Source organism: Streptosporangium sandarakinum (assembly GCF_013409935.1).
In the GTDB taxonomy this organism is placed as follows: Bacteria; Actinomycetota; Actinomycetes; order Streptosporangiales; family Streptosporangiaceae; genus Streptosporangium; species Streptosporangium nondiastaticum.
In genome coordinates this window covers 492,925-512,889 of sequence record NZ_JACCCO010000003.1, presented here as the reverse complement: position 1 = coordinate 512,889, position 19,965 = coordinate 492,925, and the positions used below count along the sequence as shown (strand labels likewise).

Genomic DNA, 19,965 nt, shown 5'->3' with positions numbered 1-19,965 from the left:
GTTCCCGGGCGACGCCCGTGAGAGCGGGACCGGCGTCGCCCGGACGGCGGCTCCGCTCCCGGCCCCGGGGCCCGGTCACGCGGTTCCCGGTCGCGGCGCGGAGCCCTCGGAACGGCCGCGCCGGGCGGAGTTGACCCCTCATGAGTAAAGCTAGGCGGGATGCCGCCGGGGAGGGTAGGAACATCTCCCCCAGGCCGGAGCGTGGGGGCGTCACTCCCAGGATCGTCGCTCCCACCTGCGGGAACAGGTCGTCCGGCCGGTTGGTTGACGTGAGAGAACCAGTAGGGAGCGCCGGCAGGCGAAGAACCGGATCTGGTGAGGAGATGGGCAGGAAAAACATCCTCGGCGAGTTCCTGCGTGCTCGCCGCGAGGCTTTGAACCCCGTAGAGGTGGGACTTCTGCACTCCGGTCCCCGCCGCACCCCGGGACTGCGCCGCGAAGAGGTGGCGATGTTCGCCGGGATGAGCACCGACTACTACATCCGCCTGGAACAGGGGCGCGAACGCCACCCGTCGGAGCAGGTGATCGGCGCCCTGGTGCGGGCGCTGCGCCTCGACCCCGACGCCGCCGCCTACCTGCACGAGCTGGCGCACCCCGGACCGAGGCGGGGTGACGGGGACGGTCAGGTACGGCAGGTCAGCCCCGAGGTGCTGCGGCTGATCGACGGCTGGCCGTACACCCCGGCGCTGGTGATCGACCGCTGCATGGACGTGCTGGCGGCGAACCGGCTGGCCGTCGCCCTCTTCGCGGGTCAGGAGCACGCCGGCAACCTCATGCGCATGGTCTTCCTGGACTCCGCCACGCGGAGCCTGTCCCGGGAGTTCGGCCTGGACTGGGAGGCGGTCGCCCACGCCAAGGTGGCCCGCCTGCGCACCGCCGCGGGGTCGGACCTCGACGACCCCAGGCTCGTCGAGCTGGTCGGCGAGCTGTCCCGGAGGAGCCCGGAGTTCCGCCGGCTGTGGGCGCGCCAGGACGTCTCCCACGGTCCCCCCGCGGTCACCCCGCTGCGCCACCGCGTCGTCGGGGACATGCAGCTGAGCTGCGAGGTGTTCGACATCACCAGCTCCCCGGGGCAGCAGCTCGTCATCGTCCACGCCGAGCCGTCCAGTCCTTCGGAGCAGGCCCTGATCATGCTCGGCGGCGAGGTCATGGCGTCCGGCCGCGACGCGGCCGGCGCCCTGCTACCGATGGTCCGCTGCTGAGCCCCGGGGGGCCGCAGGCTCGGCCGGGTCCCTCGGGCCGGGAGTCATCCCAGGTCGGCGATGGCGGCCACCGGACCGCCCCCGCTCGGGCCCTGGTGGACCGCGGCGACCGAGACGAAGACGGCGGGATCGCCGGTGACGGAGGCCGCGACGCCGCCGACCGCCGCCTTGATCTGGCGGTGCCAGTGGACGTCGGAGTCGTCCAGCATGATGTTGCGGCGTCCCCGTACCCTGCCCGACGGGTCGGCCTCGCACTTCATGAACACGTTGACCAGCCTGCCGCCCAGGTCGGACGGGTGCGGGCGCTCGGGCAGCTCGATGCCGCTGGAACGGATGGCCGCCCAGATGCCGTCGGCGTCCAGGGCGTCCCGCATGACGGAGTGTCCGACGCGGTAGCGGCCGCCGATGCCGCGCACGTTGCCGACGACCACGATCTGCGCGCGGTCCAGCTCGACGCCCGAGGAGCAGGACGCGACGGAGGAGTACAGCGACAGGTCGCGGTGGATCCGGTCGGCGGAGGGCGTCTCGATCTCGCCGAGCGCGACCGCCACGCCGAGCGCGGTGGTGGAGTTGGAGACGTCCATCGACGCGCCGGTGTCGTCGGTGATCACCTCCTTGCCGCGCGACCGGGCGTCCTCGATGGTGGCCAGGGTCAGCAGGGGGGTCTTGGTCTGCACGTAGTGGACGTCGGCCGGGTCGTCGATCCCGGCGGTCTTCATCGCCTCCCGCACACCGGCGGCGACCTTCTCGATCATGGCCGGGCGGCCGATGTCCTCGGGGAGGATGACGTCGCTCATCGCGATGCCGACGCTGAGGCGCGGCTCGTCGCTCGGCTCGGCGTTCGCCGTGGTGGCGAAGACGGTGGCGTGCGGGCTGAGCACGCCGTCGGTGCCGCCGGACCACACCAGCGGCACGCTCTCGGGTGAGGGGTGGCCCTTGGCGGCCAGGACCTCGCGGAAGGCGCGGTCGGCCAGGATGCGGGTGTAGTCGTTCACCCCTCCGTTGCCCTCGGTCTTGCCGATCACCGCGAGCACCCGGTGCGCCTCGATCACCCCGTCGTCGATGAGCCGGGCCAGCCCGGAGGCGTCGGTGACGCTCTCGATGGCGACCTTCCGCACTTCGATGGGTTCCGGCATCCCTGCCCCTTTCCGTCGGGTCGTGTCCGTGTCCATGTCCGTGCTCGGTGGCGAGGGTTCCATGGTGCCCCCGGCGGCCCGGCCGCGGTGCGCGCCACGCGCGGCCGGGCGCGGCGGGGATCGCCCGGCCGGGACCCGCGAGGGTTCGCCGGCCGGACCGGCCGCCCCACACCGCGACGCTAACGGCCGGTACGGCCCGGCTCATGGGCACTCCTTGCCCAAGGAGGGACCGCTCTTCGACAGAACTCGCCGACACCCACCGGCGCTCACCGGAACCGTCCGGGGTCCGGCCGGGTTCTCCTCCCCGGCCGCCCCCATCTCCGTAAAAGCCCATATATCGGGTTAAACGCCTCATACAAGGGCAAACCCGTGGAAGACAGTCACACAGCGGAGGGGAGCCAGGAGCGATGACGACACCGGGGCCCACCCCCGCGACGGGTGATGTTCGCTGAGGTCGGCCGCTGGCTGGAGGCTCGTACGAGCCTGTCGGGCGACTGGCCCCCCGAGGCGGTGACGGCGGCCAAGGGAGACCACCGGGTGAGCGTCGTGCTGCCCGCCCGGAACGAGGAGAGCACCGTCGGGAAGATCGTCGGGCGGATCCGGCGTGACCTGCAGGAGCGCCTTCCGCTGGTCGACGAGCTCGTGGTGGTGGACTCCCACTCGCACGACGCGACCGCCCGGAGGGCCGCGGACGCGGGGGCCCGCGTCGTCTTCCAGAACGCCCCGCTGCCCGGGTACGGCGCCATGACCGGCAAGGGCGACGCCCTCTGGAAGGCGCTTGCCGTCACGACCGGCGACGTGGTCGTCTTCGTGGACGCCGACCTGCGCGACTTCTCCTCGCGCTTCGTCACCGGGCTGCTCGGCCCGCTCCTGTCGGACCCCTCGGTGGCCTACGTCAAGGGCTGCTACGACCGGCCGCTCACCGAGGGCGCGGTCTCCCGGCCGCACGCGGGCGGGAGGGTGACCGAGCTGGTCGCCCGGCCGCTGATCAACCTGCACTGGCCCGAGCTCGCCGGTTTCCGCCAGCCGCTGGCGGGCGAGTACGCGGGCCGCCGCGCCACGCTGGAGCGGATCCCCTTCGTCACCGGGTACGGCGTCGAACTGGGCCTGCTCATCGACCTGCTCGGCCTGGTGGGGCTGGACGCCCTCGCGCAGGTCGATCTCGGCGTGCGGGCCCACTCCCACCAGACGCTCGACGCGCTCGGGCAGATGGCCGCGCACATCATGCTCACCGCCTGGACGCGGCTGGAACGCCAGGGGCGCGTGCCCGCCTCCGCCCTGCCGTACCACGAGATCCTGCAGTTCCCCACGGCGGGCGACGACCGGCGGCCGCGGGTGAGCGACGTGAGCGTGCACGAGCGTCCGCCGCTGATCACCGTGCCCGAGTACGTCGAGGGCCTCCGCCCGGGCCCGGAGCCGGAGTGAGGGCGGCGCACGGCGCCGGGGCGGGAAGCGCGTCCGTGGCGGGGGCGGCACCGGACGCGGGGCGGGCCGTAGCGGACCGGCGGGCCGGGGTCAGGGCGCCAGGCACGCCTGGAAGACGGCGGTGAGCCGCCCGACCACGGCCTCCCGGTCCGGCGCCTCCAGCTCGCCCTTGCCGTAGAGCTGGCTCAGCATGCCCACCCCGGTGATCACCGCGGTGGCGGCGGTCGCCCGGAAGGCCGCGTCGCCGCCGGGCAGGCGCGCGGCCAGCGGCTCCAGGATCGCCGACCTGACCCGGTCGCGGATGATCTCGTGGGTCTCGGCGCAGCCCGACGACCTGACGAGCGCCGACATGATCAGGCTGCCCTGGTCCGACCTGAGCCGGTCGGCGACGTACTCCGCCAGGCGGCGGGGCAGCTCCTCGGACGGGGCCTCCAGCAGGCCGGGAAAGCGCCCCTGTACGGCCAGCACCTCGGCGAACAGCTCCCGCTTGCTGCCGAAATAGCGGTTGATCAACGCGATGTTGGCATCGGCCTCGGCGGCGATCAGCCGCATCGTCACCTGGTCGTAGCCGAGTTCGGTGAACAGCCGGCGGGCGGCGTCGAGGATGCGCCGCCGGGTGCCCTCCCGGTCTCGCTGCCGTGTCTCGTCCACCTCATGGTCCTTCCGGATTTGACCAGTAAACAAGCGTCTACTAACTTCATATGTATCGTACATACATTGGGGGCTGCTTCATGCTGACTGGACAACGGGTCCAGGCCGAGACCGCGCCGCACTTCACGCACAAACAGGTGCTGGAGATCCTGGTCGGGCTGATGCTCGCCATGCTGACGTCGATGATCTCGACCTCCGTGGTGGGAACCGCGCTGCCGACCATCGTCGGCAAGCTCGGCGGTCAGGAGCAGCTCTCCTGGGTCGCCAGCGCGACCCTGCTGACCATGACGGCCTCCACCCCGCTGTGGGGCAAGCTGTCCGACCTGTACGGGCGCAAGTTCATGTTCCAGGCCGCCCTGCTGGTCTTCCTGTTCTCCTCGGTGGCCGCGGGCTTCTCCCAGAACATGGGACAGCTCATCGCGGCCCGTGCCGTACAGGGTATCGGCGCCGGCGGCCTGGCCGCACTGCCGCAGATCATCCTCGGCGACGTGGTGGAGCCCCGCGAGCGGGGCCGCTACTCCGGCTACATCGGCGCCGTCTTCGGCGTCTCCACCGTGGCCGGGCCGCTGCTCGGCGGCTTCATCGTCGACAACATGTCCTGGCGCTGGACGTTCTGGATCTGCGTGCCGCTGGCCGTGGTGGCGTTCGTCGTCATCCAGAAGGTGCTCAAGCTGCCGTTCGTCCGCCGCGACACCAAGGTCGACTGGTGGGGCGCCACCTTCATCACCGGCGGCACCACCGCGCTGATGCTGCTGCTGTCCCTCGGCGGCAAGGAGTTCGCCTGGAACTCCGGCTGGACCTACGCCCTGGGCGGGCTCAGCGTGGTCATGTTCGTGGTCGCCGTCTTCGCCGAGCGCCGGGCCGCCGACCCGATCCTGCCGCCGCACCTGTTCCGCAACCACACCTTCGTGCTCACCAGCGTCACCTCCCTGCTGGTCGGCGCCGCGATGTTCGGCGCGCTGATGTTCCTGCCGCAGTACCTGCAGATCGTCAAGGGCATGAGCCCCACCGGCTCGGGTCTGATGACCCTGCCCATGGTGCTCGGCCTGCTGACCGCCTCGATCTCGACCGGCCGGGTCGTCAGCCGGACCGGCAAATGGAAGATCTTCCCGGTCCTCGGCATGCTGCTGGTCGCGGCCGGCCTGTTCCTGCTCTCCCGCCTGCACGTGGACAGCTCGCTGGTGGTCGTCGGCGTCGACGTGGCGGTGCTCGGCGTCGGCCTGGGCGCCACGATGCAGATCCTGATCCTGGCCGCGCAGAACTCCGTCACCCGCCGCGACATGGCCTCCACCACCTCGGGCGTGACGTTCTTCCGTTCCCTCGGCGGCGCGGTCGGCGTGGCGGCCTTCGGCGCCATCCTGACGAACCGGCTCAGCGCCGAGATCGTCTCCCTCGCGCGGGAGGCGCACCTGCGCCTCACCGGCGGCGGCACGCCCAGCCTCGGCGCGCCCGACGACATCCGCAAGCTGCCCGCCCCCGTGCTGGACATCGTCCTGGAGGCCTTCACCCGGGCCATGCAGATGGTCTTCCTGGTCGGCGTGCCGATCGCCCTGGTCGCCGTGGTGACCGCCCTGATGCTGAAGGAGGTGCCGCTGCGCTCGGCCCGGGGCCCCCGCCCCGAGACCGCCGACCCCTCGGCTCCCCCGGTCACGGTCGACTGACCTTCCCACCCGGCATCCCCGGCCTCTCCGGAACCTTCCCGGAACCTTTCCGGAACCTTCCCGGAACCTTTCCGGAACCTTTCCGGAACGCGAACGGGCGGGCGTCCTTTCAAGGACGCCCGCCCGTTCTCCGTGCGGGAGGAGAACCTCAGACGGCGGCCAGGGCCGTCTCGGCCTCCAGCGTCGCGGCGACGGCGTTGACCACCGCGGCGATCCGGACGGCCTCCTGAACCTGCTCGCGGGGCATGCCGGCCTGGCGCAGCACCTGCTCGTGCGACTCCAGGCACCGGCCACAGCCGCCGATCGCGGAGACCGCGAGCGACCACAGCTCGAAGTCGACCTTCTCGACGCCGGGGTTGCCGATGATCGTCATCCGGAGCTTGGCCGGCATGGTGGCGTACGTCTCGTCACCGATCAGGTGCATCGACCGGTAGTAGACGTTGTTCATCGCCATGATCGCGGCGGCGCCCTTGGCGGCGGTGAACGCCTCGGCCGACAGGGCGTCGGCCGCCTCGGAGGCGATCTCGGCGATCACCCGCTGGGACCTGGTGGCCACCGCGCAGGCGAGCAGCGTCCCCCAGAGCTGCTGCTCGGTCAGCGAGGAGGTGGTGACCAGCGACCCGAGGTTGAGCTTGACGTCCTTGGCGTAGGCCGGCAGGGCGTCCTTCAGGCTGTCGACCGACATCAGGCGCCGGCCATCAGCTTCTGGGCGTCCAGACCGGCCTCGCCCTTGTTCCAGTTGCAGGGGCACAGCTCGTCCGACTGCAGCGCGTCGAGGACCCGCAGGACCTCCTTGACGTTGCGGCCGACCGAACCGGCGGTCACCATGACGAACTGGATCTCGTTGTTCGGGTCCACGATGAAGGTGGCGCGCTGGGCGACGCCGTCCTCGCCCAGGATGCCCAGGGCCTCGGACAGCTCCCGCTTGATGTCGGACATCATCGGGAAGGGCAGCTCACGCAGGTCCGGGTGGTCCTTGCGCCAGGCGTGGTGGACGTACTCGGAGTCGACGGAGAAGCCCAGGACCTGGGCGTCCCGGTCGGCGAACTCACCCTCGAGGCGGCCGAACTCGGCGATCTCGGTCGGGCAGACGAAGGTGAAGTCCTTCGGCCACGCGAAGTAGACCTTCCACTTGCCCTCGTAGGACTTGTGGGTGATGTCGGCGAAGGCGTTGTCGGCGTCCAGCGAGACGCACGCGGTCAGCTCGAACTCAGGGAAGTGGTCACCGATGGTGAGCAAGTCCGGATCTCCTTTGAAGAGGACTTCGTTGTCGGTGCCCTACCCTGCCGCATCTAGCATTGATCTGTGAAATCGAACGACCGGACCAATCCGAGAGGTGTTTCCTATCAGTGATCCAGTCCCCACCCTGGCCCAGCTGCGCGCCTTCCTCGCCGTGGCCGATCACCTGCACTTCAGGGAGGCGGCCGCGTCGCTCCGGATGAGCCAGCCCGCTTTGTCGGGGGCCGTCTCGGCCCTGGAGGAGACTTTGCAGGCCCGGCTGCTGGAGCGCACCACCAGGAAGGTGATGCTGACCCCGGCCGGCGAGCGGGTGGCCGAGCACGCCGCGCGGGTCATGGCCGCGGTGGAGGACCTGGTGGAGGAGGTGGCGCAGACCCGGGAACCGTTCCGCGGCCCGGCGCACCTCGGGGTGATCCCCACGGTCGCGCCGTACGTGCTGCCCGTGCTGCTGCCGATGTTCGCCCGCGAGTTCCCCCGGCTCAAGCTGACCGTGCACGAGGCCAAGACCGAGACCATCCTGGAGGAGGTGCGCGAGGGCCGCCTCGACATGGTGCTGCTCGCGCTGCCGACCGACGCCGCGGGGCTGGTCGAGGAGCCCCTCTACGAGGAGGACTTCCTGCTCGCCGTACCCGCGGACCATCCCCTGGCCGCCGGGTCGGGGCCGGTGGACCGCGAGACGCTCAAGGGGCTGGACATCGTGCTGCTCAACCAGGGCCACTGCCTGCGCGAGCAGGCCATCGACGTCTGCCGCGAGGTCGGCGCCCGCGCCACCGCCACGACGTACGCGACCAGCCTGCCGACGCTGGTGCAGCTCGTGACGGGCGGGCTCGGGGTGACCCTGCTGCCGGAGTCGGCGGTCGCGGTGGAGACGGGCAGGCGCTCGCGGCCGGCGCTGCGCCGCTTCCGCGACCCGGTCCCGGGCCGCACCATCGGCCTGGCCTACCGCGCCAGCTCCGCCCGCACCGCCGAGTACGCCCAGATCGCCACCGCCATCCGCGCGGCCCTGCGCGCCAGACGCCTGCCGATCCGGATCGTCTCCTGACCGCCCCAGCCAGGTGAGCTACCTCACGAAGCCCCGGATCACCTCGGCGATCTCATTGATCTCGGTGAGCTTGCCTGAGGCGACCTCGATCACGAAATCATAGGCGGCGTTGTCGTCCTCCGGGTCAACCTCGACGCCGTTCTTGGCACAGAAGGCATACATGGTGAGCCATGCCGCGCGCTTGTTCCCGTCGACGAACGGATGATTGGTGACGATCGAGTGGAGCAACGCCGCCGCTTTGGAGAACAGGTCGGGATACGCGTCCCGACCGAACAGGGAGGTCCGCGGACGAAGCAACGCCGCTTCAAGAAGACCGATATCACGGACCTGGATCGGCCCCCCGACCGACCGGCGCGCGATCCGCAGCCCTTGCTCCAGGGTGATGAAGACCGTCATTCTCCGAGCCTGCGCAACAGGTCCGCGAAGCGGCGAGCCCCCCGCTCGGCGATTTCGTCGGTGAGATCGTCATCGGCCGCCCGCGCGAGGTACTCCTCGATGGCGTGCAATGCCACCTGCTGCATGCTCCGCCCTTCCTTGTCCGCTCGCCGCCGGAGAGCTTCAGCCTGGTCGTCCGAGAGTCGCAAGGTCATAGCCATGCTCCCATCGTAGAACGCGCCTGGTATCAATGCGATACCAGGCACGGAAAGCATAGTCGTGATTACTCAGTGTCGCCTTCAGTTTCGCCGAGGCGGGTCAGGCGGTGGACGGCCTCGTCGATGACCTCGTCCTTCTTGCAGAAGGCGAAGCGGACGAAGTGGGCGCCCCGTTCCGGGCGGGCGTAGAAGACCTGGGTGGGGATGGCCACCACGCCCGCCAGCGACGGCAGGTCGCGGGTGAGGACCAGACCGTCGGCGAGGCCGAGCGGGCGGATGTCGGCCTGGACGAAGTAGGTCCCGGCCGGGCGGTAGACGTCGAACCCGGCCGCGGCGAGCCCGGCGCCCAGCCGGTCGCGCTTGGCCTGAAGGCCGTCGCGCAGCGCGGCGACCCACTCCATCTCGTGGCGCAGGCCGTGGGCCACGGCGAGCTGCCAGGGGGCGGCGGCGGTGAAGGTGAGGAACTGCTTGACGGTCTGCACGGCCCGGACCAGCTCCGGCGGCGCGCACACCCAGCCGGTCTTCCAGCCGGTCACCGAGAAGGTCTTGCCCGCGGAGGAGATCGTCACGGTGCGCTCGCGCATGCCGGGGAGGGTGGCGAGGGGGACGTGCTCGACGCCGTCGAAGGTGAGGTGCTCGTAGACCTCGTCGGTGACGGCGACCAGGTCGCGCTCCCGGCACAGGTCGGCGATCTCCGAAAGTTCCGCGCGGGTGAGGACCGTGCCGGTCGGGTTGTGCGGGGAGTTGACCAGGATCGCCCGGGTGCGCGGACCCGCCGCGGCGCGCAGCTCGGCCGGGTCGAAGGTGAAGCGGCCGCCGTCCGGGCGCAGGGTGACCGGCCTGAGCACGGCCCCGGCCAGGGCGATCGCGGCGGCGTAGGAGTCGTAGTAGGGCTCGAAGGCGATCACCTCGTCGCCGGGCTCGCACAGCGCCAGGACCGACGCGGCGACCGCCTCGGTCGCCCCGACGGTCACCAGGATCTCCCCGTCGGGGTCGTAGGCGAGGCCGTAGTGCTCCTTGCGGTGCTCGGAGACGGCCTGGCGCAGCTCGGGGACGCCCGGTCCCGGCGGGTACTGGTTGTGCCCCTCCCGGACCGCCGACGCCGCCCGTTCCAGCATCGCCGCCGGGCCGTCGGTGTCGGGGAAGCCCTGCCCGAGATTGATCGAACCGGTCCGTACGGCCAGCGCCGACATCTCCGCGAAGATCGTCGTGCCGAACCCGCGCATCCGCGCCACCAGGGGATCGTTCACCCGCCCAGGGTAACCGGCCCCGTATCCGCCGATCGAGCGCGAACCGGCCCCCGCCTCCGGTACTTTCACCGCATGATCATCTGGCTGAACGGCACCTTCGGCGTGGGCAAGACGACCACCGCGGGGGAGCTCGTCAAGCTCGTGCCGGACGCGCGGCTCTTCGACCCCGAAGTGGTCGGCTTCATGCTCCGCTACCTCAAGGTCCTGCCGGAGGTGCCGGACTTCCAGCAGTGGCCCGCCTGGCGCGACCTGGTCGTGGAGACCGCCGTCCGGCTGCTCGACCACGTCGGCGGGGTGCTCGTCGCCCCGCAGACGGTCCTGGTCAAGGGGTACTGGGCGGAGATCCGCGACGGCCTGGGGAGGGCCGGCGTCCCCGTCCGCCACTTCCTGCTCCACACCGACGAGGACACGCTCACCCACCGGATCGAGACCGACACCGTGGAGACCGGGGCCCGGCAGTGGCGCCTGGACCATCTCCCCCGCTACCGCGACGCCCTGCCCTGGCTGCGGCGGGCGGCGGAGGTCGTCGACACGACCGGGGTCGCGCCGGAGCGGGTGGCCCGCCTGGTCGCCTCCGCCGCGGGGTACAGGTGACCGGCGCCGGCCGTACCCGGGCGTGCGGCTCCCGCCCCGGCACGGGGCCCCGCGGGCGCTCCCGCCGGGACGCGGGCCCCGCCCGGACCCGGGAGGTTCGGACCCGGGCGGTTCAGATCCAGGCGGTTCAGATCCAGGCGGTTCAGATCCGGCCGGCGATGACGTCGCGGTACCAGCGGTAGCTGGCCTTGGGCGTGCGGGCCTGGGTGGCGTAGTCGACGTGCGCCAGGCCGAACCGGGCGGCGTATCCCCGGGCCCACTCGAAGTTGTCCAGCAGCGACCAGCAGAAGTAGCCGCGCACGTCCACCCCGTCGTCGAGGGCGGCGCGGGTGGCGGCCAGGTGCGCGGCGAGGTAGGCGACGCGGCCGGTGTCGTCGAGGTCGCCGTCGTCGCCGTAGCCGTTCTCGGTGACGAAGACCGGCGGCAGGCGGGAGAAGCGGGCGGCGAGGCCGGTGAGGGTGTCGCGCAGGCCGTCCGGCTCGATCCGCCAGCCCAGCCCGGTGACCGGCGGACCGTCCGGCGCGACCGTGCGGACGCCGATGTCGAAGGCCGAGCGCAGCGCCGGGTCGGGCTGGGCGTACGGCGCGGCGGCGGCGTGGATCGGGTAGTAGTAGTTGACCCCGAGGAAGTCCAGCGGCTCCGAGATCACCGCGAGGTCGCCGTCGCGGCGGAAGGAGAAGTCGCTGATCTCCCCGTAGACCTCGGCCATGTCCCCGGGATAGGCGCCGCCGAGCAGCGGCTCGGTGAACTGCCGGTTGACCATCAGGTCCATCCGGCGGGCTGCGGCCGCGTCCTCGGCCGACGGGCTCGCCGGCACGGCGGGCGACATGTTGAGCGTGACGCCGATCCGCTCCCCCGGGCGGGCCCGCTCCCGCAGCCGGGCGACCGCCAGGCCGTGCCCGACCAGCAGGTGGTGCGCCGCAGCCAGGGCGCCGTGCCCCTCACGGGCGCCGGGCGCGTGGCGGCCCTCGGCGTATCCGGTGACGGCGGAGCAGTAGGGCTCGTTCAGCGTGGTCCAGTACGGCACGCCCTCCAGGGCCTCGTGCACGACGGCGGCGTAGTCGGCGAACCGCTCGGCGGTGTCGCGGACCCGCCAGCCGCCCCGCTCCTCCAGCGCCTGGGGCAGGCCCCAGTGGTAGAGGGTGACGAACGGCGTGATGTCGCGCTCGCGGAGCGCGTCGACGAGGCGACGGTAGAAGTCGAGGCCGCGCCGCTCGGGACGGCCGCCGCCCTCGGGGAGGATCCTCGGCCAGGCCACCGACAGCCGGTAGGCGCCGACGCCGAGACCGGCGAGGAGCTCCACGTCCTCGGGCCAGCGGCGGTAGTGGTCGCAGGCGGGGTCGCCCGACTCCCCCGCCGCCGTCGCGCCGGGCACCCGGCAGAAGGCGTCCCAGATCGACGGGCCCCGGCCGTCGGCGTCGACGGCCCCCTCGATCTGGTAGGCCGAGGTGGCCGCACCCCAGACGAACCCGGCCGGGAAGCCCCCGGCCACCGGGGCGCGCTCTTCGGTCGCCGTCATCGGAGAACCCCCTGGAAGGCCGGTCGCGGAAAGGGCCGGAAGAGGAGGGGGCCGGCGGCCCTGACCGCCCCCGGCTCCCCCCGGCTCATCCCGGCTCGCCCGGCGACGGGGCCCGCGCCCCCTCGGGAAGAGGACGCGGCCGTCCCCGGCGGACGGGGCGTTCCGGGGAACGCGGGCCCGCCCGCCGGGAAAACGAGCGACTCGTCGAATTTCATATGGGAAATGCCTCCGTGTCAACCCGTTGAATCATTCCGGACCGGCCTCCCGCACCCGTGATGAGCAGCGGAACCGTCTCTGAGATCCGTAGAGGTGATTTATCTGTAACCGGTTACATGAAACCGGTTACAAATATGCGGTAGCGTGCGGCCGTGGCAACGATCCGAGACCTGGCCCGCCGGTGCGGCGTGTCGGTGGCGACCGTCTCCCGTGTCTTCAACAACCCCGACGCGGTGACCCGCGAGACGCGCGAGGCCGTCCTGCGCGCCGCCGCGCTCCTGGGCTACACCCCGAGCGCGCCGGCGCGGACCCTCGCCACCAAGCGGTCGCGCATGGTCGGCCTCGCGTGGGACACCGGTCACCGCGGCCCCGGATGGCGCCACCCCTTCCTCCAGGAGCTCCTCGTCGGATTGAAGACCGCGCTGAGCGAGCGGGGGTACCACCTGCTGATGCTCGCCACCGGCGAGGACGCCGACGGCCACCTGCGGGCCGTGCGGCGGCACAGCCTCGACGGCGTGGTGTTCATCGACGACGGCACCGCCGATCCCGCCCTCACCCGGCTGGCCGAGTCCGGCGTGCCCTGCGTCTCGCTGGACCGCCCGGTCACCGGCCGCCGGGCGACGTACGTCACCTCCGACAACGCGGGGGGCGCCGGCGCCGCCGTACGGCACCTGTACGAGCGGGGCCGGCGGCGGATCGCCACGATCGCCGGGCCCGGCCGCACGCACCCGGGGGCCGAGCGGCTGGCCGGCTACCGCGCCGCGCTCGCCGCCCTCGGCCTGCCGCTGCGCGACGAGTACGTCGTGGAGGGCGACTTCTACCTCGGCGGCGGGCACGCCGCCATGCGGCGCCTGCTGGCGCTGGACGAGTGCCCCGACGCCGTCTTCGCCGCGGGCGACGAGATGGCGGTCGGCGCCGTCCGGGCCGCCCTGGAGGCGGGGCTGGACGTCCCCGGCGACGTCGCGGTGGCGGGGTTCGACGACATCGAGCCGGCCTCGCTGGTCCGGCCCGCCCTGACGACCGTCGCCCAGGACAGGGCGGGGTTCGGCGCGGCCGTCGCCGCCGCGCTCATCTCCATGATCGACGACCCGGACGCCGCGGCGCCGCCGCCCACGGTGCTGCCCGTCCGGCTGGTCGTCCGCGAGACGAGCGGGCCGCCCCGCGCCGGTTGACCACGCGGCCCGCCGGATCCGGCCGCACGGCGGGCCGGGCGTACGGCGGGACCGGCCGTACGACGGGTCCCGCCGTACGGCGGATTCGGGCGACCACGCGACGGGTCCGGCCACGCGGCGGTTCCGGCGACCGGGACGCGCACCGCCCGGGTGGCCTCCCCGTCCGGCGGCCGGTCTGGTTGTCTGGACTGCGTGAGCGAGACCCGACCCGCCGGGACGCCCCCGGCCACCGCGGCGCGCAGGCTGCACGAGCTGGACGTCCTGCGCGGCTTCGCGGTGTGCGGGATCATGGTGGTCAACGCCTGGCAGCACACCCGCGCGCACCTGCCGTCCCCGGACCGCGACGCGGTCGACTGGGGCGTCGAGAACCTCCTGCAGGGCAGGTTCTACCCGATCTTCTCGTTCCTGTTCGGGCTGAGCTTCGTGCTGTTCCTGCGGTCGGCGGCCGGGCGGTCGCGGCGCCCGCGGGCGGTGCTGCTGCGCAGGCTGGCGGTGCTGGCCTGCTTCGGCGCGCTCCACCGGCTGGTCAACCCGGACGAGGTGCTGCTGCCGTACGCGGCCTTCGGGGCGGCCGTCCTGCTGCCCGCCTCCTTCCTCCCCCGGGCGGCCGTGGCGGTGCTGGGCACGGCGGCCACCGCCTGGGCGGTGAACGAGGGCGGCGGGCTGATCCTGGTGCCGGGGCTGTTCCTGCTGGGCGCGGCGCTGATGCGGTACGCCCCGCCGGAGCGGCTGCTGCCGCCCGCCTTCGCCGCCTCCGCGGTCCTGGCGGTGGCGCTCACCGTCCTGTGGTTCCGCACCGCCGCCGACCCGGCCCTGTTCCACCGGGGCACCTACCCGGCGGCCGGGCTGGCCACGGCGGCGGCCTGCTGCACCGGGCTGCCGCTGCTCCTGCTGACCCGGGCCCGCCGCCCCCTGCTGGCGGCCCTGGCGCCGCTCGGCCGGATGGCGCTGACGAACTACCTGCTCAGCACCGTGGCGATCCTCGCGGCGCTGCCGCTGCTGCTGGCCGTCCCCACCAGGGCCGGCGTGCTCGCGCTGTCGGCGGCCGTGCTGGCGGCGCAGATCGTCCTCAGCCGCCTGTGGCTGCGGCGGTTCCGCTACGGCCCCGCCGAGTGGCTGTGGCGGTGCCTGACGTGGCTGGAGCGGGTGCCGAACCGCCGGGTAATGTCACAGACATCGACGGCCCCCTCCCCCTAGGACCCGTCAGGCGGATCTCCGCCGCGGCGGGTTCCGGCGGGCGGGGGCCATACCGCTCAGGAGGCAACCGGTGACGCGCATCGCCCTGTGCCAGATCCCCGTCGATGAGGAGCCCGCCGTCAACCTGCGCCGCGCGCGCGAGGCGCTGGAGCGGGCCGCCGCCGACGGCGCCGAGCTGGCGATCTTCCCCGAGGCCACCCTCACCCGGTACGGCAAGCGGATCACCGACCTGGCCGAGCCGCTGGACGGCCCCTTCGTCACCGGGCTGGCCGAGGCGGCCCGCGCGCACCGCATGGCGGTGATCGCGGGCGTGTTCGAACCCGGCGAGCAGCCGGGCGGGCCGGGGGGCGGCCGGGTGCACAACACCGCGGTGGCGCTCGGCCCGTCCGGCGAGATCGCCGCGGCCTACCGGAAGATCCACCTGTTCGACTCCTTCGGGGCCCGCGAGTCGGAGCTGGTCGCACCGGGCGACACGCCGGCGGTGGTGGAGCTGGCCGGCCTGCGGGTCGGCCTCGTCACCTGCTACGACGTCCGCTTCCCCGAGCTGGGACGGGCCCTGGTGGACCGGGGGGCCGAGGTGCTGGCGGTGATCGCGGCGTGGGGGTCCGGCCCGATGAAGGAGGAGCACTGGGCGACCCTGGTGCGAGCCCGGGCGATCGAGAACACGGTCTGGGTGGCGGCCGTGGGCCAGGCCCCCAACCCCGCGTCCCGCGACGGCTTCGGCGTCGGCCGCAGCATGCTGGTCGACCCGATGGGCGTCGTCCGCGCCGACCTGGGCCCGGCCCCCGGGGTGCTGACGTCCGTACTCGACCCTCAGATCACGATTGACACCCGGAATGCCCTGCCGTGCCTGGAACACCGGCGGCTCGGAGCCGGCGGATCGTAAAATGCGACCGTGAGTGATCCACCTGGGCGCAGAACGCAGATGCAGAAGGTCATCCCGCCTCGGCTGCTCGTGCCCTACCTGTCAGGCAGGCGGACCGTCATCTCGGGATACGTCTACCGGGTGCAGGACTGCGCCCGCCTGACCACCCCCGCCCAGCTCTTCATGGGCCTCGACCTGGGTTTCGAGGGCTCGGAGCTGACCGTCACGACCCCGGAGATCTACCTCATGCGCTGGTTCGCCCGCGACATCGACAGCTACGTCGTGCCGTACGGTCCGCACATGGGTGGCGACTGGAACGATGCACCGCCGTTCACCGGGAACGGCTTCACGACCTCGCGCGAGCACGTCGTACCGCAGTTCCACACCATGCCCGTGCCGATCCCGGCCGGGGCGGAGATCGTCCACGTGACCGCGGACGGCGAGAGCCCGTTCGGCGTCTACGACGGCCTGACCTGGCGGCCGGCGGCATGAGCGACGAGATCGAGCCGGTGGCGTCGGGTTTCGTCGCCCACTACGGCGGGCGGACCCACGTCGCGGCCCTCGGCCCGGGCGCCTCGGAGGTCACCCTGTTCGACGAGGAGGCCCGGGAGGGCTTCGAGCCCGCCTCCGGGTACTGGCGGGCCGTGGTGGAGCGCGAGGACCTCGACCGGCTGGTGCTGGTCCGCACGACGGGCTCGTTCGGCGGCGAGCCGTGCCTCGTCCTCGACGTCTCCGAGGAGAACGGCGAGGAGAGCCTGCACATCGCCTACACCGGCCACAGCGGCCTCAAGGCCGAGGCGCTGGGCTACTGGATGGTCGACCACGGCGCCTACGAGGTCGTCGTGCCGCGCGAGGAGGTCTTCTCCGTCCGCGTCGAGCGCGTCCCCGTCCCCCTCACCCTTCCCGCCACCGAGGAGTGACCCGGGAGGGCCCTGTCAACCGGTGGGCCCGCCGGGTGTCTCGGTAGCGTGATCGACATTTCCGACATCCCAGGCGTCTCGTCCGGGACGCCGCCCTCGTTCGCCGAGCTGTTCGCGGCGCACCATCCCTCGATGGTGCGCCTGGCCGGGCTGCTCGGCGCCGACGACCCCGAGGACATCGCCCAGGAGGCGTTCGCCCGCCTCCACGCGCGGCGGGCCCGGCTGCGCGACGACGGCGCGGCCGTCGCCTATGTCCGGTCCATCGTGTGCAATCTGACCCGCAACCGGCTGCGTCACCTGCGGCTGGCACGGCTGCGCCGTCCCGAGCCGCCGCCGGACGCGCACAGCGGCGAGCACCACGCCCTCGTCGCCGAGCGGCACCGGGAGCTCCTCGCGGCCGTCGACCGGCTCCCCCGCCGCCAGCGTGAGGCCGTCGTCCTGCGCTACTGGCTGGATCTCTCCGAACGGGAGATCGCCGACGCCATGGGCGTCTCCCCCGGTTCCGTCAAGACGCACACCAGCCGGGGCCTCGCCGCCCTCGGCAGGGCCCTCGGGGAGGAATCATGAACGATCTGGAGGAGCGGCTGCGCGCCGCGCTCGACGCCCGCGCCGGAACCTACGGCACCGCCCCCGACGCCTACGCCAGGACGGTCTCCCGCGCCCGCCGGACACGGCGCCGCAGGCTCGCGCTGATCCCGGTGGCCGCCGCCGTGGCGGCGGTGACCGCCGTGACGGTGCTCCTGAACGCGGGCGGCGGTTCCGGGGCGGGCATCGCCACCGGAGCCGTCGAGGAGCCGGGCCCCTACCGGCGGTCAATCGCCGAGAACCCGCCGGTCGGCGAACCGGTGACGGTCAGGGATCCGGCGGAGAACAGGCCGGTGATCATGTGGTTCTCCGGTGGGGCCGCTCCCGGCGGCCACCGGTTCTGCGACCTCGTCCAGCAGGCGACCGGCGGGACGTCGAGCGGCTGCTCGAAGGTGCCTCCGGCGGGTCACGAGCGCGAGAACGCCTGGCGGCTGGACCCCTTCCACTCGCGCTGGCCGCGCCGGCCGGTCGAACTGGGCTACGGCGCCGCCCGCACGAGCGTGACGAGGGTCGAGGCCGTCACCGGGGACGGCGCCCGGATCCCCGGCACCGTTCACCGTCCCGGCGGCGCGCCGCTGGCGGTGTGGACCGTGTCCTTCCCGGCCGACGCCGGGGTGACGCGCTTCGAGTTCCTCGACGGCGACGGCCGGGTCGTGCAGCGGATCAGGCAGGACGCCCCCATGCCTCCCCCGGAGCTGGCGAAACCGCCCGTCGGGCCCGCAGCCGACCTGCCCGGCGGCCTCACCGCACGCCTCTACACCGACCCCGAGCGGACGGTCGTCTGGTGGCGCGGCGGCGAGGCCGTAGGGATGAACCTGGTCGAGCCCGGACACCTCCTGACCGACCTCGGGGGCAAGGAGACACCGGTCGACCTGCGGTTGCACGACGGTCTCTGGTACGGCGTCGCCCGCGCCGGAACCGCCCGGATCGCGCTGGTCTTCCGGGACGGCACGTCGGCCGACGCCGTCGCGGTCGCCGACCCGTGGGACAGCGGCGTCGCGCTGTTCTCCGGCACGTACCGGCGTCCCGACCCCTATCTGGAGGGCTTCCAGCTCGTCGGCTACGACGCGGCGGGAGCCGAGATCTGGCACGACACGGTGCGGGCCGTCACCCCGGTCCGGCCGGAGCCCGCTCCCGGGGCTTCCGGAACTTCCGAGGCCTCCGGGGCCCCGGAGGCGTCCCGGCCGGCGGGGTCTCCTCAGCCCACCCCGAGCCGCCGGTAGCGGGCCAGGCGGGCGGTGAGGCGGTCGGCGGGCGGGACGGCCAGCAGGCCGGCGATCTCGTGTTCGAGGGCGGCGGACACCCGGCGGCAGAACGCCTCCGGCTCGTAGGCGGCGTCGGGGAGCTCGGGGATGACCCGGTCCACGATGCCGTCGCGCCGCAGGTCGGTGGACTTCACGCCCTGGGCGGCGGCGATCTCGGGGGCGAAGTCCACGCTGCGGTACAGCAGCGCCGAGGCGCCCTCGGGGGGCAGCGGGGACAGCCAGGCGTGCTGGGCGCACAGCACCCGGTCGGCCGGGAGCAGGGAGAGCGCGGCGCCCCCGGCCCCCTCGCCGAGCAGCAGGCAGACGGTCGGGGCGTCGAGCGTCACCAGGTCGGCCAGCGACCGGGCGATCTCGGCGGCGAGACCGCCCTCCTCGGCGGCCTTCGACAGCGCCGCCCCGGAGGTGTCGACCACGGTGACCAGCGGCAGGCCCAGCTCCGAGGCCAGGCGCATGCCGCGCCGGGCGACCCGCAGCCCGGCCGGGCCGAGCGGGGCCCCGGACCGCCGCCGCCCGCGGTCCTGGCCGAGCACGACGGCGGGGGCCTCACCGAAACGGGCCAGGGCGATGAGCAGGCCGGGGTCGTTCTCCCCCTCGCCGGTGCCGTTGAGGGGGGTGACGTCGGAGGCGCCGTGGCGCAGCAGGGCCCGCACCCCGGGGCGGTCGTCGCGGCGGGAGCGGATGACCGCCTCCCACGCATCGACCGGCTGGGCCGGCTCGTCCGCCTCGGGCTCCTTGACCCGCACCTCGCGCGGCGCGCACAGCACGGCCAGCACGCCGGCGGCGATCCGCCGGACGTCCTCGGCGGAGACGACCGCGTCGATCAGGCCGTGGGCGAAGAGGTTCTCGGCGACCTGGACGCCCTCGGGGAACGGGTAGCCGTGCAGCGACTCGAACACCCGGGGCCCGAGGAACCCGATGAGCGCGCCCGGCTCGGCCGCGGTGACGTGCCCGAGCGAGCCCCAGGAGGCGAAGACCCCGCCGGTGGTGGGGTGGCGCAGGTAGACGATGTACGGCAGGCCCGCGGCGCGGTGCGCGGCGACCGCGGCGGTGATCTTCACCATCTGGGTGAAGGCCAGCGCGCCCTCCTGCATGCGGGTGCCGCCGGAGGCGGGCGCGGCCAGCAGCGGGAGCCGCTCGGCGGTGGCCCGCTCGACGGCGGCGGTGAGCCGTTCGGCCGCGGCCACCCCGATCGATCCGGCGAGGAAGGAGAACTCGCAGGCGACGACCGCGACCCGGCGGCCGTCCAGCAGCCCCTCGCCGGTGACGACCGACTCGTCGTATCCGCTCCGGGCGCGGGCCGCGGCCAGCTCCTCGGCGTAGTCGGACCCGTTCGGGGCCGGTTCGGCGGGCGGGGCGTCCCAGGACCGCCACGTCCCCGGGTCGAGGACGATGTCGATCATGGTGCGGGCGTCGGGACGGGTCGGGCTCATCGA

21 protein-coding genes are annotated in these 19,965 nt (G+C 73.2%); 12 read left to right on the top strand and 9 right to left on the bottom strand.

The features are described 5' to 3' along the window. Positions 1-323 precede the first annotated feature (323 nt). Positions 324-1,202, top strand: a complete 879-nt coding sequence (locus HDA43_RS28730; RefSeq protein ID WP_179827186.1) for a helix-turn-helix transcriptional regulator — start codon at positions 324-326, stop codon at positions 1,200-1,202. 44 nt (positions 1,203-1,246) lie between these two features. Here HDA43_RS28730 and bar read toward each other — a convergent pair whose 3' ends face one another. Further along, on the bottom strand, positions 1,247-2,338 hold the full coding sequence (gene bar / locus HDA43_RS28725; protein WP_179827184.1) for a barbiturase: 1,092 nt from the start codon (positions 2,336-2,338) through the stop codon (positions 1,247-1,249). Positions 2,339-2,779: 441 nt separating this feature from the next. Here bar and HDA43_RS28720 point away from each other — a divergent pair, with 441 nt between their 5' ends. Then, positions 2,780-3,763, top strand: a complete 984-nt coding sequence (locus tag HDA43_RS28720) for a glucosyl-3-phosphoglycerate synthase (RefSeq protein WP_179827182.1) — start codon at positions 2,780-2,782, stop codon at positions 3,761-3,763. A 90-nt stretch (positions 3,764-3,853) separates the two neighbouring features. Here the strand turns inward: HDA43_RS28720 and HDA43_RS28715 are convergent, their stop codons facing one another. Further along, positions 3,854-4,414 carry a TetR/AcrR family transcriptional regulator gene (locus HDA43_RS28715; protein WP_179827180.1) on the bottom strand — a complete coding sequence of 187 codons (561 nt, stop codon included), beginning with the start codon at positions 4,412-4,414 and terminating at the stop codon, positions 3,854-3,856. Between the two features lie 80 nt (positions 4,415-4,494). On the opposite strand from HDA43_RS28715, the gene HDA43_RS28710 reads away from it, so the two are divergent. Beyond that, the gene (locus tag HDA43_RS28710) at positions 4,495-6,075 is read left to right on the top strand and encodes an MDR family MFS transporter (RefSeq protein ID WP_179827178.1); all 1,581 of its coding nucleotides are present in this window, start codon (positions 4,495-4,497) and stop codon (positions 6,073-6,075) included. 148 nt (positions 6,076-6,223) lie between these two features. On the opposite strand, the gene ahpD is transcribed toward HDA43_RS28710, so the two are convergent. Further along, positions 6,224-6,760, bottom strand: coding sequence for an alkylhydroperoxidase, AhpD family (gene ahpD, locus HDA43_RS28705; RefSeq protein ID WP_179827176.1), 537 nt, complete (start codon positions 6,758-6,760; stop codon positions 6,224-6,226). Continuing rightward, positions 6,760-7,314, bottom strand: coding sequence for a peroxiredoxin (locus HDA43_RS28700; protein ID WP_179827174.1), 555 nt, complete (start codon positions 7,312-7,314; stop codon positions 6,760-6,762). Before HDA43_RS28700 ends, ahpD begins: the two co-directional genes overlap by 1 nt. A 97-nt stretch (positions 7,315-7,411) precedes the next feature. Here HDA43_RS28700 and HDA43_RS28695 point away from each other — a divergent pair, with 97 nt between their 5' ends. Continuing rightward, positions 7,412-8,356: a hydrogen peroxide-inducible genes activator gene (locus tag HDA43_RS28695; RefSeq protein ID WP_179827172.1), complete on the top strand. Its 945-nt coding sequence runs from the start codon at positions 7,412-7,414 to the stop codon at positions 8,354-8,356. Between the two features lie 18 nt (positions 8,357-8,374). Here HDA43_RS28695 and HDA43_RS28690 read toward each other — a convergent pair whose 3' ends face one another. The 3 genes from HDA43_RS28690 to HDA43_RS28680 form a co-directional block, all read right to left on the bottom strand. Next, the gene (locus tag HDA43_RS28690; RefSeq protein WP_179827170.1) at positions 8,375-8,752 is read right to left on the bottom strand and encodes a type II toxin-antitoxin system death-on-curing family toxin; all 378 of its coding nucleotides are present in this window, start codon (positions 8,750-8,752) and stop codon (positions 8,375-8,377) included. Then, positions 8,749-8,952: a YlcI/YnfO family protein gene (locus HDA43_RS28685; protein ID WP_179827168.1), complete on the bottom strand. Its 204-nt coding sequence runs from the start codon at positions 8,950-8,952 to the stop codon at positions 8,749-8,751. Before HDA43_RS28685 ends, HDA43_RS28690 begins: the two co-directional genes overlap by 4 nt. Before the next feature lie 62 nt (positions 8,953-9,014). Next, positions 9,015-10,199 (bottom strand): pyridoxal phosphate-dependent aminotransferase, encoded by a 1,185-nt coding sequence (locus HDA43_RS28680; RefSeq protein ID WP_179827166.1) that lies wholly within the window; start codon positions 10,197-10,199, stop codon positions 9,015-9,017. A gap of 72 nt (positions 10,200-10,271) precedes the next feature. Here HDA43_RS28680 and HDA43_RS28675 point away from each other — a divergent pair, with 72 nt between their 5' ends. After that, positions 10,272-10,793, top strand: a complete 522-nt coding sequence (locus tag HDA43_RS28675) for an AAA family ATPase (protein WP_179827165.1) — start codon at positions 10,272-10,274, stop codon at positions 10,791-10,793. A gap of 142 nt (positions 10,794-10,935) precedes the next feature. Here the strand turns inward: HDA43_RS28675 and HDA43_RS28670 are convergent, their stop codons facing one another. Then, positions 10,936-12,312: a GH1 family beta-glucosidase gene (locus tag HDA43_RS28670; RefSeq protein WP_179827164.1), complete on the bottom strand. Its 1,377-nt coding sequence runs from the start codon at positions 12,310-12,312 to the stop codon at positions 10,936-10,938. A 368-nt stretch (positions 12,313-12,680) separates the two neighbouring features. Here HDA43_RS28670 and HDA43_RS28665 point away from each other — a divergent pair, with 368 nt between their 5' ends. From HDA43_RS28665 to HDA43_RS28635, 7 genes are all read left to right on the top strand, one after another. Next, a complete protein-coding gene (locus tag HDA43_RS28665) occupies positions 12,681-13,700 on the top strand; it encodes a LacI family DNA-binding transcriptional regulator (RefSeq protein ID WP_179827163.1) in 1,020 nt (339 codons plus the stop codon). 192 nt (positions 13,701-13,892) lie between these two features. Further along, positions 13,893-14,897: a DUF418 domain-containing protein gene (locus HDA43_RS28660; RefSeq protein WP_312873589.1), complete on the top strand. Its 1,005-nt coding sequence runs from the start codon at positions 13,893-13,895 to the stop codon at positions 14,895-14,897. Positions 14,898-14,967: 70 nt separating this feature from the next. Next, positions 14,968-15,783, top strand: a complete 816-nt coding sequence (locus tag HDA43_RS28655; RefSeq protein WP_179827162.1) for a carbon-nitrogen hydrolase family protein — start codon at positions 14,968-14,970, stop codon at positions 15,781-15,783. 9 nt (positions 15,784-15,792) lie between these two features. Next, a complete protein-coding gene (locus HDA43_RS28650) occupies positions 15,793-16,254 on the top strand; it encodes a hypothetical protein (protein WP_312873588.1) in 462 nt (153 codons plus the stop codon). After that, the gene (locus tag HDA43_RS28645) at positions 16,251-16,682 is read left to right on the top strand and encodes a hypothetical protein (protein ID WP_179827161.1); all 432 of its coding nucleotides are present in this window, start codon (positions 16,251-16,253) and stop codon (positions 16,680-16,682) included. The genes HDA43_RS28650 and HDA43_RS28645 overlap by 4 nt, the downstream gene beginning before the upstream one ends. A 48-nt stretch (positions 16,683-16,730) precedes the next feature. Further along, entirely contained in the window at positions 16,731-17,249 is a 519-nt protein-coding gene (locus tag HDA43_RS28640; RefSeq protein WP_312873587.1) for a SigE family RNA polymerase sigma factor, read from the top strand. Then, positions 17,246-18,490, top strand: coding sequence for a hypothetical protein (locus HDA43_RS28635; RefSeq protein ID WP_179827160.1), 1,245 nt, complete (start codon positions 17,246-17,248; stop codon positions 18,488-18,490). Before HDA43_RS28640 ends, HDA43_RS28635 begins: the two co-directional genes overlap by 4 nt. Here HDA43_RS28635 and HDA43_RS28630 read toward each other — a convergent pair. Next, positions 18,466-19,962 (bottom strand): carboxyl transferase domain-containing protein, encoded by a 1,497-nt coding sequence (locus tag HDA43_RS28630; RefSeq protein WP_179827158.1) that lies wholly within the window; start codon positions 19,960-19,962, stop codon positions 18,466-18,468. The two genes, HDA43_RS28635 and HDA43_RS28630, sit on opposite strands and share 25 nt — an antisense overlap. Positions 19,963-19,965 lie beyond the last annotated feature (3 nt).

Bases quoted from the DNA above. Each gene is read 5' to 3' on its own strand.
- HDA43_RS28730 (WP_179827186.1), top strand. From the start codon at position 324: ATGGGCAGGAAAAACATCCTCGGCGAGTTCCTGCGTGCTCGCCGCGAG.
- bar (WP_179827184.1), bottom strand. From the start codon at position 2,338: ATGCCGGAACCCATCGAAGTGCGGAAGGTCGCCATCGAGAGCGTCACC.
- HDA43_RS28720 (WP_179827182.1), top strand. From the start codon at position 2,780: ATGTTCGCTGAGGTCGGCCGCTGGCTGGAGGCTCGTACGAGCCTGTCG.
- HDA43_RS28710 (WP_179827178.1), top strand. From the start codon at position 4,495: ATGCTGACTGGACAACGGGTCCAGGCCGAGACCGCGCCGCACTTCACG.
- ahpD (WP_179827176.1), bottom strand. From the start codon at position 6,760: ATGTCGGTCGACAGCCTGAAGGACGCCCTGCCGGCCTACGCCAAGGAC.
- HDA43_RS28690 (WP_179827170.1), bottom strand. From the start codon at position 8,752: ATGACGGTCTTCATCACCCTGGAGCAAGGGCTGCGGATCGCGCGCCGG.
- HDA43_RS28685 (WP_179827168.1), bottom strand. From the start codon at position 8,952: ATGGCTATGACCTTGCGACTCTCGGACGACCAGGCTGAAGCTCTCCGG.
- HDA43_RS28675 (WP_179827165.1), top strand. From the start codon at position 10,272: ATGATCATCTGGCTGAACGGCACCTTCGGCGTGGGCAAGACGACCACC.
- HDA43_RS28670 (WP_179827164.1), bottom strand. From the start codon at position 12,312: ATGACGGCGACCGAAGAGCGCGCCCCGGTGGCCGGGGGCTTCCCGGCC.
- HDA43_RS28645 (WP_179827161.1), top strand. From the start codon at position 16,251: ATGAGCGACGAGATCGAGCCGGTGGCGTCGGGTTTCGTCGCCCACTAC.
- HDA43_RS28635 (WP_179827160.1), top strand. From the start codon at position 17,246: ATGAACGATCTGGAGGAGCGGCTGCGCGCCGCGCTCGACGCCCGCGCC.
- HDA43_RS28630 (WP_179827158.1), bottom strand. From the start codon at position 19,962: ATGAGCCCGACCCGTCCCGACGCCCGCACCATGATCGACATCGTCCTC.